Origin of the sequence: Marinicauda sp. Alg238-R41 (assembly GCF_947331485.1) — a bacterium.
Taxonomy (GTDB): Bacteria; Pseudomonadota; Alphaproteobacteria; order Caulobacterales; family Maricaulaceae; genus Marinicauda; species Marinicauda pacifica.
In genome coordinates, this window is record NZ_CAMZOJ010000001.1 from 1,547,814 (window position 1) to 1,563,019 (window position 15,206).

Below are 15,206 nucleotides of genomic sequence, written 5' to 3' on the forward strand. Positions count from 1 at the left end.
GACAGCTCCCCCGCAAGCAGGGGAGCACACCGGCGTCCTGGTTTGGTGATCATCGGCTGACCTCTGCGATGTCCTCCCCCGTTTGCGGGGGAGGTGTCCCCGAGGGACGGAGGGGGCGGGATCGACGGGCGCATGCCGCCTCAGTCACGGCCTGCGGCCGCGACAGCTCCCCGCAAGCAGGGGAGCACACCAGCGTCTGCTCTTCGGCGATGAACGTCTGGGCCTTGGTGATCGGCCTGCGCCCCTTGCGATGTCCTCTACCGTTTTGCCCGGTTGATCGGATGTGCTTGCGCGCTAGTGTGCGCGCCTTATTCTTCCCCAACCCGATCCAGCCAAGAGAGGCGAAATAGCCCCGTGAACGCTCCCGTTTTCAATCGCGACGAAGCCGCCAAGGTCGAAACCTTCCTTCAGGGCAAGCTGAACCCGGAGCTGCGCGTCCAGCTGCGCCAGCGTCCCGACGAATGCGCCGAAATCTACAAGGGCGCCGAGTGTCTGGGCGTGGTGTCGAAGAACGTGGAAGAGGGCGAGACCTCCTACGCCTTCGAGATCATCGTTCTGGACATCGATCTGGCCGATCTCTGATCAAGTCTCGCCGGGGCGGACCGGCACGGTCTGCCCCGCCTTGCCTTTGAGCCGGTCGAGAACGGTGCTGTCGGTGTCGCGCAGCAATCGGGTCGCGGCGGTGTAGCCGGCCTCCACCGCTTCGTCGAAGCGGCGCCATTCCCTCAATTCGATATCGAGTTCGGGCAGGACCAGAAGGTCCACCTCCGAATGCGTCTGCGCGTGTTGCTCCATCACGCCGACCGTCGCCGCGCGCATCAGCAGCGAGGCGATGGGCGGGGGATCGGACAGGCCGTGGCGCATCATCCACCTGAAGAAGCCCGGCGGGTTGATGAAGTCCTGCGGATCCAGGCCGATATTGCGCGTGACGTCGCTGCCGACATTGACGCCGCGGTGAAGCGCGCGCAGCTGGTCTACCGGAAAATTGGAAAAGACGGCGCCGTCGACCAGCACGTTCTCGCCATCGGTGACCGGCGGGAGCAGGCCGGGTACGGAGATAGAGGCGCGCAGCGCATGGCTGAGCCGGCCGGTGCGGTGAAGATGGGTCGATCCGTCTTTCAGATTGGACGAGACACAGAAGAAGGGCCGGACCAGATCTTCGATCAGGGCGTCGCCGAAATGTTCGTCGAGGCGCCGGTCGACCTTGCGTCCCTTGGTCAGGGCCACGACCGGCAGGACCCAGTCATTGAGCGGGCTGGTCTGGACGAAGGCGCGGTAGATCCGGTCCTCCATCTCGTCCTGGCTCCAGCCCATGGCGATGCCGGCCGCGATGATCCCGCCCATGGACGCGCCGCCGGTGACGTCGAAATGGATGCCCGCATCGCGAAAAGCGCGGATCGCGCCGACATGGGCGTAGGCCCGGCTGCCTCCGCCCGACAGCACGAGCCCGATCGAGCGGCCGGCAATGATCCGGGCCAGCCGGGCATAGTCTTCACGTTCATTGGGCCCCTGGCGCAGGTGGAAGCAGCGCGCCGCGTCGGCAGCCTCGATCCATGCGCGCGCGCCGGCCCCGGGCCTGTCGCCGCCATGGTGGAGCATGACCACGTCGATCAGCTTCAGCTTGGCGGCCGGGCTGGCATCGTCCGGCATGAGAGGCACGGACGGGTGCGCGTCGGCGCGCGCCAGCACCCAGATCCGGTCGGCCCGGCCCATGGCGCGCCTCGCCCAGTTTGCTTCGGACAGCTTCGCGCAGAGGAAAACGATATCGTTCTCGTCCTCGAACGCATCGAGGCGCGTTCCCGGCCACCCGGCCGCATCCTCGTCCAGGATGACCGAGCTGCGCCCGGTCGCGGCGAGCGCGTCGCGCAGCGACCTTGCGCGTTCGGCAAGGTCGATGGTCGGGCTTGTGGCGATGAGAGCGAAGACTTTCGGCTCGGTCCGCGCACGCAACTCCCCGCCGCGCAGGCGGTAGAGCATCATGCGCGCCAGCTCCTGCATCAGCGAGGCATGGCGCCGGGTGAGGCGGTGGAAGGTCGCCTTGGGCAGGCGCACCAGCTCTGAATCGCGCAAGGCGTAGACGCTGGCAGTGTGAGGGCGGTCCTCCATCAGCGCCATTTCGCCGACCGGTTCGCCCTGGCGGATATGGCCCACCAGCTCCGGACGCCCGTCCGGGCCGGTATGGAAGGCGGCCAGCGCGCCGGAGCGGACGAGATAGAAGGCGTCGGCCGGATCGCCGGCGTCGAACAGGGTCTGGCCGGCCGGAAGGCAGAACCATTCCACCTCGGCCTCGACCGCATTGAGCGCGGCCTTTTCGACGCGGTTCAGGAAAGGCAGGAAGCCGAGATTGAGGGGGGGCATCATGGTGTGTCTAGATAGGTGAAGCTGTCAGCACCGTCGAATGTGCGGACATTCAGCCCTTCAAGCAATGCCGGATCGGCGAGCCTGAAATTCAGCTTGAGGCGAACCGGACCGGTCAGGCTCTCCCAGTGGCTGAGATTGCCGCAGGCTGAGCAGAAGACAAAAGCCAGCGTGGCGTTCTCGCGAAGGTAGCGGGTGGCCGTGCCCGCCTCGTCGCGGAGCTGGGCGGTGTCCGCGGCGACTTCGCCCCACAACACCCCGGCACGACGGCAGAAGCTGCATGTGCACACCGACAGCCACGCGGGAAGCGCTGGCGTGCGCCAGGACAGGCTTGTGCAATGGCAACGCCCTTCGATCACTCTGAGCCGAGCCTTCTGACCGGCGTCAGGTCTTCAAATGCGCCCGCCCGCTTTTCGCTGCGCGCGGCGAAGGCCTCCATGATGTCGGCGCTGTTCCAGAGCGAGGCCTGCAGCGTCATGGCGTGCTCCAGGCTGTCGGCGACCGTGTGGTCGCGGGCATAGAGGAAAGACCGCTTGGTGCCGGAAATGGTCAGCGGCGGCTTGGAGGCGATTGTCCGGGCCACTGCGTCGACGCCCTCGCGCAGGGCGGTCTCGTCCTCGAACACGCCGTTGAGGAGACCAAGACGCTCGGCGCGTTCGGGGGTGAGGTTTTCACCCGTGTAGGCGAGCTCGCGCGCGATGCCAGGCGGGATGAGGTCCGGGAGGCGCTGGAGTGTGCCGACATCGGCGAACATGCCGATATTGGTTTCCTCGATCCGCATCCAGGCGTCCGTCGTGGCGTAGCGCAGATCGCAGGCGGCGATCATGTCCACCCCGCCCCCGACGCAAGGCCCCTGCATGGCGGCGATGACCGGGAAGCGCGCGCGCTCGAACGCCGTGAAGGCGTCCTGCAGCGAGAGCGCGGCCGTCATAAAGGCCTCGCGCATCGAGGCCGTATCCGATTTCAGCGCATTGGGATCGGTGAAGACCGAGACATCCATACCCGCGGTGAAGACCGGACCCTGCGCCTCCAGGATGAGAACGCGCGTCTTGCCGGCATCGGAGAGGGCGAGCACCGCCTCGGGCAGTTCGCGCCAGAAGGCGGGGATCATCGTGTTGCGCTTGTCCGGCCGGTTCAGGGTGATGCGGGCAATCGGGCCGTCTTCGCTGAGCGCGAAACTGGTGTAGTCGGGCATGAGGCCTCCTCGCGTGCGTGTTCGCAAGCGATCATGCCCGACCCGGAGCCGCTTCAACAAGCGCCGTCGTCAACCGGTCAGGGCAGGATGCTCAGCGGATCGACCAGATCGAAGCCCGGCGCCTCGCCGAAGAATTGCTCCAGCAGGTAGGTGTGGCCCGACCCGTAGATCACCAGGATCCGTTCGCCCGGCTCGCTGTGCGCGGCGATGCGCGAGAAGATCACGAGGTTGCGCTCCCACCAGTTGCCCATCTGGTGTGCGCCGACCGGGTCCTCCACAGATCCCATCTGGGCCAGGGTCAGGTAGACGGAATGCAATTGCGCGGTCTCCGGCGCGTTGGCCCCACGCAGGCGTTCGCTGACGGGCCCGGTCTCGAAGCGGCTCATCATCGCGGGGATGCGTGCGTTGAAATTCTCGAACTCGGCGAGCAGGCGGTCCTGTTCGTTCGCCTGTGCCGCGCCCAGCATCGCCTCGAAATCCATCCCGTTCTGATAGTCGACCGCATAGAGCTGCTCATGGCCGAGCCGGGCGGCCAGACGCATGCCGAGTTGCTGGCGCTCGTTCACGGTGAGGGTGTGCTCGCCGGCGCGATAGGCGCGGTAGGTCTCGTTGAACCCGGCTTCGTGTTCGGGGGTGAGCTCGACCATGATCTTGTCGGGGTCAAAGCTGGCGAGCGCATCGACCACCGCCTCGATCTCGCGCTGGCGTTCGGGGGCGAGGTGGTCGTCCACGTCGGCATTGTGCAGATCCTGCCCGCCGCCGGTGAAGTGATAGGTGCCCAGCACCATGACCTCGATGGGCGCGGCGTCGGTGGCCAGAGAGCCGGTTACCTGGGAGCCGGGCGCCGGGCCGGATTGCGCGGCGGCGAGCATGCCTGCGGCGATGAGAAGTGTCAGCATGGGGTCATCCTCCTGAAGAAAAATGCTGTCCTGCAGCAATGATGCGCGCGGACGGCCAAGCGGATGCACACCATTGCGCGTGCGGGGCGCGGCAGGCTAATCACGCTTCCAACCGACCGTTCCAGAGATTGAAAGCCGTGTCATGACCCAGCTTCCCACCCAGCTCGATCCGTCCTCGCAGACCTTCAAGACCAATCACGAGGCGATGGCCCGGCTGGTCGAGGAGCTGCAGGCGCGGACCGGCGAGGCGGCGAAGGGCGGGCATGAGCGCGCGAGGGAAAAGCACCTGGCCCGCGGCAAGCTCTTACCGCGCGAGCGCGTTCAGCGCCTGCTCGATCCCGGCTCGCCCTTCCTGGAGCTGTCCCCGCTGGCGGCCAACGGCATGTATGAGGGCGATGTGCACGGGGCGGGCATGATCACCGGTATCGGCCGCGTGGCGGGGCGCGAAGTCATGATCGTGTGCAACGATGCCACCGTGAAGGGCGGCACCTATTACCCGATGACGGTCAAGAAGCACCTCAGGGCGCAGGAGATCGCGCGCGAGAACAGGCTGCCCTGCGTCTATCTGGTCGATTCCGGGGGGGCGAACCTGCCCCACCAGGCCGAAGTCTTCCCCGACCGCGAGCATTTCGGCCGCATCTTCTACAACCAGGCCAATCTGTCGGCCGAAGGCATTCCCCAGATCGCCTCGGTGATGGGCTCCTGCACCGCAGGCGGCGCCTATGTGCCGGCGATGAGCGACGAGACCATCATCGTGCGCAAGCAGGGCACGATCTTTCTGGGCGGCCCGCCGCTGGTCAAGGCTGCGACGGGCGAGGTCATCTCTGCGGAAGATCTGGGCGGGGCGGACGTGCACGCACGCGAGTCCGGCGTGGTCGACCACTATGCGGCCAATGACGATCACGCGCTGCAGATCGCGCGGCGCATCGTGGGCAATCTGAACACGACCAAGCGCACCCAGCTCGATATCGCCGAGCCACGCGAGCCCCGGGTCGATCCCGACACGATTGACGGGGTGGTCCCGGCCGATGTGCGCACGCCCTACGATGTGCGCGAGATCATCGCGCGCCTGGTCGACGGCTCTGAATTTGACGAGTTCAAGAAGCTCTACGGCGAGACGCTGGTGTGCGGCTTTGCCCGCCTGCACGGCATGCCGGTCGGGATCATCGCCAATAACGGCGTCCTGTTCTCCGAAAGCGCGCTCAAAGGCGCGCACTTCATCGAGCTGTGCTGCCAGCGCAAGATCCCGCTGCTCTTCCTGCAGAACATCACCGGCTTCATGGTCGGGAGCAAATACGAGTCCGGCGGCATCGCCAAGGACGGCGCCAAGCTGGTCACTGCGGTCTCGTGCGCGAAGGTCCCGAAGATCACCGTCATCATCGGCGGCTCCTACGGCGCGGGCAATTACGGCATGTGCGGGCGCGCCTTCGGGCCGCGCTTCCTGTTCATGTGGCCGAATGCGCGCATCTCCGTCATGGGCGGGGAGCAGGCCGCGAGCGTGCTGGCCACGGTCAAGCGCGACAATCTTGAAGCGCGCGGCGAAGACTGGCCGGCCGAAGAGGAAGAGGCGTTCAAGTCGCCGATCCGGGATAAATACGAGGCGGAGGGCTCGCCCTATTACTCCACCGCGCGGATGTGGGATGACGGCGTGATCGCCCCGCGCGACACAAGAAGCGTCGTCGCGCTCGCCCTGTCGGCCTGCCTGAACCGGGAAATCGAGGATACGCGGTTCGGCGTGTTCAGGATGTAGTGGCGAGGCGAGGCAATGTCGAAATGAGCTTATATAATTATATTATTATAGTTTCTATATCTGCCTACTTCATTGTATTGTCTATAGCTTTATTGCGGGCAGAAGTTCCAATAGACGCGTCGGCATTGCTTGGCGCAGCGCTCGGTGCTGCATTGAGCGGGGGTGTTGCAGTTTTTCTATTTGGTGCATCAGAACGCAAACAAGAGGTGAATGCAAAAGCAAATCTACTTGCTTCAGAGCAATTCATTATCGTAATACAATCTAAAATGGCGCATTTTCGCTGTTTTTTGGATAAGGAACTTGACGATATACCTTCTATTGTGCCCGATATTTTAATCAGAAATGCCGGTATTCAGAGTTCGATAAACTGTGAAAAGTTGCTAGATTGGGCTCCAAATGTAGCGCAATTGTCTCTTCCATCTTCGAAGTATATTATTGAGTTTTATCATGGGTTTAATGCATATCGAGAAGCACTTCACAGCGTGGTGATGTTATACTCTCAATCAGATAAGAGTTTGTCCAAAACGGAGGCCACTCTTCGATATGTGATGGGTACTCTCGATGAAGTAGGTGAATTTCTGTGTGAAAAAGGTGCGAATGTATCTCGTGCTTCCGGATCATCTTCAAGTGATCTTGAGAGAAGTTGGAAAGACTTAGTTGAAAACACCAGAAAAACTGTAAACAGAAGTTAAAAAAGTACCTAAGTCTGAATCCATAAGATTATCCACCTGATTTACATAATGCTTAGTCGTGATTGTCTTTTCATTTTTCGCTATCCGTAAATCTATCCCATAAGCTTCATCCTTCGTTGTCACCGGCCATCCAGACCGCGATCCGGGGCATTTCTGAGTGGGGCGGTGCGAGACCACTAGCGAGCGCCGCGCGAGATACCTGTTTCGGCGCCTCGCGGATCGACGGCGTTTATCGCCCGGCCGATCCCGCGCTACAATCACCGCTATGAACGCCATGATCGAAAAGCTGAAGACCTTGAAGCCCGAGCTGCGCCGGCGTTTTGGCGTAACGGGCATTGCCGTGTTCGGCTCGCACGCGCGCGGCGAGGCGCGGCCGGACAGCGATCTCGATCTCATTGTGGATTTCGAAACGGGACCGACACTGTTCGACCTCGCTCATGTCGATGACTTCCTCGTGGAGCGGCTCGGACTCAAGGTCGACAGCATGACGCGCGACAGTGTGCATCCCCGGCTTCGTGACCGTATTTTTGCCGAAGCGGTGCCCGCTTAGTCCTACCGCTGGCCTCTGCCCGACGATGCCTCATTCGTTCTGCCGCCTTGTCATTGACATTGGCCGCGCCAATTCGCCCCAGCCAGAGGTGTGGGTACGGCGTGCTAAACTTCGAGCTGGTGGTACGAGAAGGTAAGCCCCCAATGACCAACATCCTGCTTATCAATGGTCACCCTGACCCCGACCCAGGTCATTTCTGTGCGGCGCTGTGCGAGGCGTATGCGGCCGGCGCGCGTGAGGCGGGCCATCAGTTCAGCTCGGCACCGCCCGAGGCCGTGGCCGAGGCGCAGGCGGCCGTCAGCGCGGCCGATCACCTCGTGCTGATCTATCCGCTCTGGCTCGGCACCATGCCGGCGAAGCTCAAAGCGTTTCTGGAGCAATTGGGCCGGCAGAATTTCTTCCTCGAAACCGTCAAGGACGGTGGGCGGTGGCCCGCCCAGAAGATGAAGGGCAAGTCGGCGCGCATCGTGGTGACGATGGGCATGCCGGGCCTCGCCTACCGGCTCGTCTTCGGCGGCCATTCGCTGAAGGCGCTGGAGAAGGGCATTCTGCGCATCTCCGGCTTCAAGCCTGTGCGGCATTCGATCTTCGGCAATGTCCAAGGCAGCGCGCAGCGCCGCGAGCGGCTTCTGGCGAAGGCCAGCGCGCTCGGACGCAAAGGCGGCTGAGGACGTAACCGCCCGGCGGCGCGAAAGTCCGGTCCCGACAATTCGTCGAAATCGTCAAGTGGCAGCTGGCGAGACGCAGCCGATTTGGCTAATCTGTCCGCGACACGGGCAGGAGGGGGACCGGGGCAATGGAATACGTGACCGCTGCCATAGAGTATGCGCGCGCCGGCTTCGCTGAGGTCAATCATCTGCGCGGCCTCATCATCTTGCTTTTCGCGGTGCTGATGCTGCCCGATGGCAAGAGCGTGCCCGCATTTGCGCTGACCGCGACCGTGTTCCACATCCTGATCGATGTGTTCGCGCCGGTTTTTGCGAACGGGTCCGATCTGCGGCTTCCGCCCCTATTCGAAGTGGATTTCTGGGAACAGGTCCTGCTCCTTCTGATCGGCTACCTGATCCTGATCTCGGTTCTCGGGGTCATCAAGCATCTGATATTCAAGCGCTAGACGGGGTTTCACCTCGTCCGGCCACGGAGTGTGACCCTTGAAAGAATAGGGTTAACGCCCGGAAAAACGTTGGCATTTCGTTAATAGTTTGGCAGTGTTCGCCCCATCGTCGGCCTTAGAGCCGTGTTGGAGGGGAACACTATGGAATTCGTCGATCAGATTTGGGTCTACATCGAACCGGTGTGGAACTGGCTCTACACGGGCCTTGAAATGTACGGACCGCTGGCCGCAGACGGCTCGGTCAACTGGGTTCATTTCGGCATCCAGGCCGGGGTGATTGCGCTGGTCATGGCTCTGGTGATGCAGGCCTATGGCGCCATCCTGATTTTCACGATTGTCGGAACGGTCGTTCACGTGGTCGTCGACCGGGTCCTTCCGATGGTTCGCGAGGGCGAAAGCTTCGTGATGCCGGAAGTAACCAATACCGGCTTCTGGCAATATGTCGCCTTCCTGGCGATCTTCTACCTGGTCGCCATCACCATCCTGTCGATGATCAAGGCCTTGATCTTCCGCGGCGACTAGACGCACACCGACCATCGGTCCGAATTCAAGCCGCCGCTCCGTTCCGGGGCGGCGGTTTTCGTTTGCGCTCTGACCATCGTGGCTTGGCGCGAGCGCGCGCGTATCCTAAAGCTCACTTCCTGCCGAAGTCACCGGCCCGAAGAAGGAGTCCTGCAAGATGAGCGACGTGCACGAAGAGGTTCAATTGAACGTAACCCGGGCAGGTACGGCGATCATTACGCTGAACCGGCCCGACAAGCACAATGCCTTCAATGCCGACATCATTGCGCGCCTGTCCGATATCTTCGAGACACTGCGCGCCAACGAGCAGGTACGCATCGTCTTCCTGCGCGGCGCCGGCAAGACGTTTTCGGCCGGAGCGGATCTCGAATGGATGCAGGCCGCCGCCGACTGGACCCATAGCGACAATGTCGAAGACGCGCTGGGCCTGGCCAATATGCTGCGCCGCCTGCATGAGCTGCCGCAGGTGACCGTGGCGCTGGTGCAGGGGGCTGCGATGGGGGGCGGCGCCGGGCTGATGGCCGCGTGCGACGTGGCCGTCGCCGTCAAGGACGCCAAGATCCGGTTTTCCGAAGTGCGCCTCGGCCTGACGCCGGCAACCATCTCGCCCTTCGTCGTGCGCGCCATTGGCCCGCGCTGGGCCAAAGCCCTGTTTGCTACGGGTGAGAGCTTTGACGGCACGTTCGCCGAGAAGATCGGCCTCGCCCAGTATACCGTCGAGAGCGTGGACGAGCTGGATGACATGATGGAGCATCTCGCCCAGCTCGCCTTCGGCGCGGCGCCCGGGGCGGTTCATGCGGCCAAGGAGCTGGTCGACGCGGTTGCGGGCCAGGAGATCGATGACTCGCTGCTGCACGACGTGGCCCGGCGCATTGCTGACCGCCGCGCCAGCGAAGAGGGCCGCGAGGGCCTGTCCGCCTTCCTTGAAAAGCGCCAGCCGCGTTGGGCGCAGTAGACCCCGGACATCACGGCAGGCTGCGCGGCCTCGAAACCTGGCTGCACGCCCGGCGCGAAGCTCTTCGCGACCGGGTGGTGCGCGGGCCGGTCACGCTGGCCCTGTTCGAATTTCTCGCCTTCGGGATCAAGCAGGGCTGGGCGTGCCTGTTCGGCGCGCTGATGCTGGGCGTACTCGTCGCGAGCTTCCTTTTCTATCCCGCCGAAGCGGCCCTGGCGCGCTACGACGTCATCACGCTCGCGGCGATCGCTATCCAGGCCGTCATGATCGCGACCCGCCTGGAAAGCTGGGCGGAGGTGCGCGTCATTGCCGTCTTCCACGCGGTCGGCACGGCGATGGAGATCTTCAAGGTCGCGGTCGGGAGCTGGATCTATCCTGAGGCGGGCGAGGCCATACTCGTGATTGCCGGCGTACCGCTGTTTTCCGGCTTCATGTATGCGAGCGTTGGCAGCTATCTCGCGCGCGTCTGGCGGCTGTTCGATTTTCGCTTCGACCGTTTTCCGCCGCTGTGGGCGCAAGGCCTGCTGGCGCTTGCCATCTACATCAACTTCTTCACCCATCACTACACGCTGGACGTGCGGCTGGGCCTGTTTGCGGTCAGCGCGCTCCTGTACGGGCCGTCGATCATCTGGTTCCGGCCCGACCGCGCACACCGCTGCATGCCCTTGCTGCTCGGGCTGGTTCTGGTTGCACTTTTCATCTGGTTTGCCGAAAACCTCGGCACCTACGCCAGGGCCTGGACCTATCCGGGCCAGCATGAGGGGTGGACCCCGGTCTCGCTTGCCAAGCTGGGATCGTGGTACCTGCTCATGATCATCAGCTTCGTGCTCGTCGCGGCAGTTCAGCGCGCGGGCCCGCCGGACAGAGAAGAGACGCCATGATCGAGAAACTTCTCATCGCCAATCGCGGCGAAATCGCCTGCCGTATCGTGCGGACCGCCCAGCGCATGGGCATCGCCACCGTTGCGGTCTATTCCGACGCGGATGCGCAGGCGCCCCATGTACGCATGGCCGATGAGTCGGTGCATCTCGGGCCGCCCGCCGCGCGCGAAAGCTATCTGCTCGGCGACAAGATCATCGCGGCGGCCCGGCAGACCGGCGCCGACGCGATCCATCCCGGCTATGGCTTCCTCTCGGAAAACGCGGGCTTTGCGCGCGCCTGCCGCGAGGCCGGCGTGGTGTTTGTCGGCCCCAGCCCCGAAGCGATCGAGGCCATGGGCCTGAAGGACCGCGCGAAGGCGCTGATGGAGGAGGCCGGCGTGCCGGTCACGCCCGGTTATCATGGCGACAACCAGGACCCGGCCTTCCTGAAGGAGACCGCAGACGGAATCGGCTATCCGGTGCTGATCAAGGCGGTCGCCGGCGGTGGCGGCAAGGGCATGCGCAAGGTCGAGGACGGCGCGAACTTTCTGGATGCGCTGGAAAGCTGCAAGCGCGAGGCGGCCTCCAGCTTTGGCGAAGAGCGGGTGCTGCTGGAGAAATTCATCGCAAACCCGCGCCATATCGAGGTCCAGGTCTTCGGCGACAGCCGCGGGCGCGTGGTTCATTTCTTCGAACGCGACTGCTCGCTGCAGCGCCGTCACCAGAAAGTGCTGGAAGAAGCGCCTGCGCCGGGTATGACGCCGGGCGTGCGCGCCGCGATGTGCTCGGCCGCGGTGCGCGCAGCGCGCGCGGTCGACTATGTGGGCGCCGGGACGATCGAATTCATCGTGGACGGTTCCGGCCCGCTGACCGAAGACGGCTTCTTCTTCATGGAAATGAATACACGTCTCCAAGTGGAACACCCGGTGACCGAGGAAGTGACGGGCTACGATCTGGTCGAGCTTCAGTTGCGCGTGGCTGCGGGCGGTTCGGTTCCCGAGCAGGACGCGATCTCGCTGTCCGGTCATGCCGTGGAAGCGCGTCTGTATGCTGAGGACCCGGCGACCGGTTTCCTGCCGTCGACCGGTCCGCTGCACCGGCTCGACCTGCCGCAGCCTGGTAGTGGCGTGCGGGTGGATTCCGGCGTGGAGGAAGGCGGCGAAGTCTCCATCCACTACGATCCGATGATCGCCAAGCTGATCGCTCACGGCGAGACGCGGGCCGAGGCGATCGACCGGCTGGTCGATGCGATCGACGAGGACGTCCGCGTGTATCCGGTGCGCACCAATGCCGGTTTCCTGCGCCGGGCGCTGGATTCAGACGGCTTCCGGTCAGGCGCCGTGACCACGCATTTCATCGAAGCCCATCTTGATGCCCTCGCGCCGGAGGGCGTGTCGACGCTGCACTATGCGATGGCCGCGCTCGCCTATCTGGACGGCGGCCCGATGACGCCGCCGGCCAACGATCCCTGGGCGTCGCGCGACGGATTCCGCGTCAACGCGCCGGCCTATCTGGCCGTGGCGTTCGATCGCGAGGGCGAGCGTATCGAGGTGCGCCTGACGCCGGATGGCGCGGGCTTCCTGGCCGAAGTCGGCGATGACAGCGTGCGTCTGGACATGCCGCGCATCAGCCTGCTGCGCGAGTTCGGCCATGTGGCGGCCCTGGTGGACTCCGAGGAGGTGGTTGCCGAAGCCGAAACGGTCGAGGACGGGTTGCTGGTCTCGCTGCGCGGGGAGAGCGTGCTGATGAAGCCCTTCAACGCCGAAGCGGCGGCCGAAGGCCTGGACGGGGAGGCGGCGGTGAAGGCGCCGATGCCCGGCAAGGTGCTGTCGATCAACGTGGAGGTCGGTCAGTCGGTGACAAAGGGCGAAACGCTCTGCGTGCTCGAAGCCATGAAGATGGAGCAATCGCTCGCCGCACCGCGCGACGGTGTGGTCGGCGAGATCCGCGTCTCATCGGGCGACCAGGTCGGGGCCGGCGATGTGCTCGTGGCTCTGACCGAGGACGAAGAGGCCGCGGCCTGAACCAGATTCGTCTCCGGCACGATTTCTGCTCCGTCACACACCAGAGCCCCCTCGGGCGTCCCGGTTTGTGACGGAGTAATCTGATGACCACCCCTGTTCTCGTTGACTGGAATGACGAAAAGCGCAGCGAGTTTCGCAATGGTGTCGTGACGTCGCGCCATCGCCTGCACCAGGCGCCCGAGTTTACCGATTTCGCTCTGGCCGAGCTGATCGAGCGCCATCCGCGCGAGCTGACCGATATCTGCACGATGGGCGACGACCCGACCGACCGCGATAGCTGGCGGGCCGGGGAGCGGGGCGGTCTGAACGGGCTGGAACTCATGGACGCGGTGCGCGCCGGACGGCTGTGGATCCAGCTGCGCGACGCGATGAATGTCGACAAGGCCTACAAGCCGCTGTTCACGGCCCTGTTCGACCAAATCAAGCGTCTCAATCCAGGCTATGCGCCGCTGCGCGCCTACGGGAGCATCATCATCTCGTCGCCGACCGCGCAGGCCTTCTACCATTCCGACGTGTCCGAGACCGTCTTCCTGCATGTGCGCGGCGACAAGCGGTTCCGCGTCTATCCCCCGCATGCGCCCTGGGTGAGCGAGGAGTCGCTGGAAGCCATCCTGCACAAGGACCAGACCGAGGACATTCCCTTCGATCAGGCCTGGGACGCGGATGCCGCCGTCTTCGACCTGCAGCCGGGCGACTTCCTGTCCTGGCCGCTGCATGCGCCGCACCGGGTCGAGAATACCGGAGGGCTGAGCGTCTCGATCACATGTGAGGTGGTGACGCGCGAGTCGATGATGAAGAACGCGGTCCTGCACGCCAATGGCGTCCTGCGCCGCTTCGGCATCACGCCGAAATCGGCGGACGCGCAGGGTGTCGGCGCCTATGCCAAATTCGCCCTGTCCAAGAGCTGGAGGCTGGCGGTGCGCCTGTTCGGCGCCAAGCGGCCCAATCCCAAGAGCGAAACGACCTTCGACGTCGATCTGGCGGCCGAAACCGGCTTCCGCGACCGCGCGACGGTCTGACCGCCGGGCGGCCATCGGGCGCAGTCTGAACCGAATTTAATATTCGGCTGAGGGGCTGGCGGGCGTATCATCGCAGGCGAGTCACGAAAAGGATTTGCACCGATGCTCCTCGCCAGCGCGCTCTTTGCGCTTTCCGCCGCCTTACCCCAGCCGCTCGAGCAGGCGCTCACCATCCAGGTGGACGAGACCGAGCTCTCCACCGGGCATTTCCGTGTGACCGAGGGCCCGGCGCGGATCGAATTCCGCGTGACCTACGACGACCAGCGCCAGGCCGAGCTGACCCTGCTCGCGCCCGCCGAGACCGCCATGACCGAGGCCGAGGTGGAGTTGTGGGAAGCCTGGCAGGGCGACGACGAGGCGGACGGCGAGGAGGAGGATTCCTCCTTCGACGGGGCCTATAATGTCGAAAATCTACGGGCGTCGATTGGCGGCGAGGTGAGCGAGCTGGGGCGCGAGGACGGCTTGCTGGTCTACGCGTTCACGCCGCTATCGCTGTTCAGTGCAGAGGACGGGGACGGGTCGGAGCGTATTGTCCAGCACCTGACCGGCCGGGTGGCGGTCGACGAGACGGCCGGTCATATCGCCTGGATCGAGTATTCCGCACCGGAGAGCTTCAAGCCGAACATGGCTGCGCGAATCGAAACGTTCATGATGCGCGTCTCTTTCGGGCGGGAGGCCAGCGCCGAAGCCCCGCGCATGGAGGAGCTGGCGTTTGAGATCGAGGGCTCGGCGGCCTTCCAGCCCTTCAGCCAGAACAGCCGGATCGAGCTGATCTCGGCAGAGTTTACCCCGGCCGACTGATCGCGGTTTTTGAAGCGCGCGCTGACTCGGCCTATTTGCGTCAGTCATGGCGCTTCATCTGATCAAACTGTCCGTGGGTACGGAGTCCATCGAGGACCTCGAGCGCTGGCGCGACCGGGTCTTCGGCAAGGGCCAGCCGACCAGCCATGTCACGCGGATGTTTCCAAAGCGCCGCGACGAAATTCTCGATGGCGGGTCGATCTACTGGGTCATCAAGCGGGTGGTTCAGGTGCGTCAGCGTGTTCTGGACCTGGAAGAGATCACGGATTCGGCCGGAGTGAAGCGATGCCGGATCGTGCTGGAACCGGAGTTGATCCGGACCAATCCGGCGCCCAAGCGGCCCTTCCAGGGGTGGCGGTATCTCAAGCCCGAGGATGCGCCCGGCGATCTGTCGGTTGCCGCAGGCGGAGAAAACCTGCCCGAGGATCTGCGCCGCAAATTGCTGGAACTCGGCGCCTGGTGAGGTG

17 protein-coding genes are annotated in these 15,206 nt (G+C 64.1%); 13 read left to right on the top strand and 4 right to left on the bottom strand.

Annotation, left to right across the window (positions count from 1 at the left end):
• Positions 1–354 precede the first annotated feature (354 nt).
• Complete coding sequence (locus tag PGP17_RS07415; protein ID WP_135943309.1) at positions 355–582, top strand: DUF3126 family protein; 228 nt, start codon at positions 355–357, stop codon at positions 580–582.
• On the opposite strand, the gene PGP17_RS07420 is transcribed toward PGP17_RS07415, so the two are convergent.
• The 4 genes from PGP17_RS07420 to PGP17_RS07435 all read right to left on the bottom strand — a co-directional run bounded on the left by PGP17_RS07420 (position 583) and on the right by PGP17_RS07435 (position 4,452).
• On the bottom strand, positions 583–2,361 hold the full coding sequence (locus PGP17_RS07420; protein WP_270374811.1) for a patatin-like phospholipase family protein: 1,779 nt from the start codon (positions 2,359–2,361) through the stop codon (positions 583–585).
• Entirely contained in the window at positions 2,358–2,717 is a 360-nt protein-coding gene (locus PGP17_RS07425; RefSeq protein ID WP_135943310.1) for a GFA family protein, read from the bottom strand. Before PGP17_RS07425 ends, PGP17_RS07420 begins: the two co-directional genes overlap by 4 nt.
• Positions 2,714–3,553: an enoyl-CoA hydratase-related protein gene (locus PGP17_RS07430; RefSeq protein ID WP_135943311.1), complete on the bottom strand. Its 840-nt coding sequence runs from the start codon at positions 3,551–3,553 to the stop codon at positions 2,714–2,716. The genes PGP17_RS07425 and PGP17_RS07430 overlap by 4 nt, the downstream gene beginning before the upstream one ends.
• Before the next feature lie 77 nt (positions 3,554–3,630).
• Complete coding sequence (locus PGP17_RS07435; protein ID WP_270374812.1) at positions 3,631–4,452, bottom strand: DUF5694 domain-containing protein; 822 nt, start codon at positions 4,450–4,452, stop codon at positions 3,631–3,633.
• Between the two features lie 142 nt (positions 4,453–4,594).
• On the opposite strand from PGP17_RS07435, the gene PGP17_RS07440 reads away from it, so the two are divergent.
• The 12 genes from PGP17_RS07440 (at position 4,595) to PGP17_RS07495 (ending at position 15,202) form a co-directional block, all read left to right on the top strand.
• On the top strand, positions 4,595–6,202 hold the full coding sequence (locus PGP17_RS07440) for a carboxyl transferase domain-containing protein (protein WP_270374813.1): 1,608 nt from the start codon (positions 4,595–4,597) through the stop codon (positions 6,200–6,202).
• A gap of 23 nt (positions 6,203–6,225) precedes the next feature.
• Positions 6,226–6,894 (top strand): hypothetical protein, encoded by a 669-nt coding sequence (locus tag PGP17_RS07445; protein WP_270374814.1) that lies wholly within the window; start codon positions 6,226–6,228, stop codon positions 6,892–6,894.
• A gap of 265 nt (positions 6,895–7,159) precedes the next feature.
• Positions 7,160–7,444 (top strand): nucleotidyltransferase family protein, encoded by a 285-nt coding sequence (locus tag PGP17_RS07450; protein ID WP_270374815.1) that lies wholly within the window; start codon positions 7,160–7,162, stop codon positions 7,442–7,444.
• A 143-nt stretch (positions 7,445–7,587) separates the two neighbouring features.
• Positions 7,588–8,112 carry an NAD(P)H-dependent oxidoreductase gene (locus PGP17_RS07455; protein WP_270374816.1) on the top strand — a complete coding sequence of 175 codons (525 nt, stop codon included), beginning with the start codon at positions 7,588–7,590 and terminating at the stop codon, positions 8,110–8,112.
• Positions 8,113–8,240: 128 nt separating this feature from the next.
• Entirely contained in the window at positions 8,241–8,558 is a 318-nt protein-coding gene (locus PGP17_RS07460) for a hypothetical protein (RefSeq protein WP_270374817.1), read from the top strand.
• A gap of 141 nt (positions 8,559–8,699) precedes the next feature.
• On the top strand, positions 8,700–9,080 hold the full coding sequence (locus PGP17_RS07465) for a hypothetical protein (RefSeq protein ID WP_270374818.1): 381 nt from the start codon (positions 8,700–8,702) through the stop codon (positions 9,078–9,080).
• A 157-nt stretch (positions 9,081–9,237) separates the two neighbouring features.
• Positions 9,238–10,035 (top strand): enoyl-CoA hydratase-related protein, encoded by a 798-nt coding sequence (locus PGP17_RS07470; RefSeq protein WP_135943317.1) that lies wholly within the window; start codon positions 9,238–9,240, stop codon positions 10,033–10,035.
• A 77-nt stretch (positions 10,036–10,112) separates the two neighbouring features.
• Positions 10,113–10,916: a DUF817 domain-containing protein gene (locus PGP17_RS07475; RefSeq protein WP_442915139.1), complete on the top strand. Its 804-nt coding sequence runs from the start codon at positions 10,113–10,115 to the stop codon at positions 10,914–10,916.
• Positions 10,913–12,919, top strand: a complete 2,007-nt coding sequence (locus tag PGP17_RS07480; protein WP_270374820.1) for an acetyl/propionyl/methylcrotonyl-CoA carboxylase subunit alpha — start codon at positions 10,913–10,915, stop codon at positions 12,917–12,919. The genes PGP17_RS07475 and PGP17_RS07480 overlap by 4 nt, the downstream gene beginning before the upstream one ends.
• An 83-nt stretch (positions 12,920–13,002) precedes the next feature.
• Entirely contained in the window at positions 13,003–13,938 is a 936-nt protein-coding gene (locus PGP17_RS07485; protein ID WP_270374821.1) for a cupin-like domain-containing protein, read from the top strand.
• Between the two features lie 102 nt (positions 13,939–14,040).
• Positions 14,041–14,739, top strand: coding sequence for a hypothetical protein (locus PGP17_RS07490; protein ID WP_270374822.1), 699 nt, complete (start codon positions 14,041–14,043; stop codon positions 14,737–14,739).
• Between the two features lie 46 nt (positions 14,740–14,785).
• Positions 14,786–15,202 carry a DUF1489 family protein gene (locus tag PGP17_RS07495; RefSeq protein ID WP_135943320.1) on the top strand — a complete coding sequence of 139 codons (417 nt, stop codon included), beginning with the start codon at positions 14,786–14,788 and terminating at the stop codon, positions 15,200–15,202.
• Positions 15,203–15,206 lie beyond the last annotated feature (4 nt).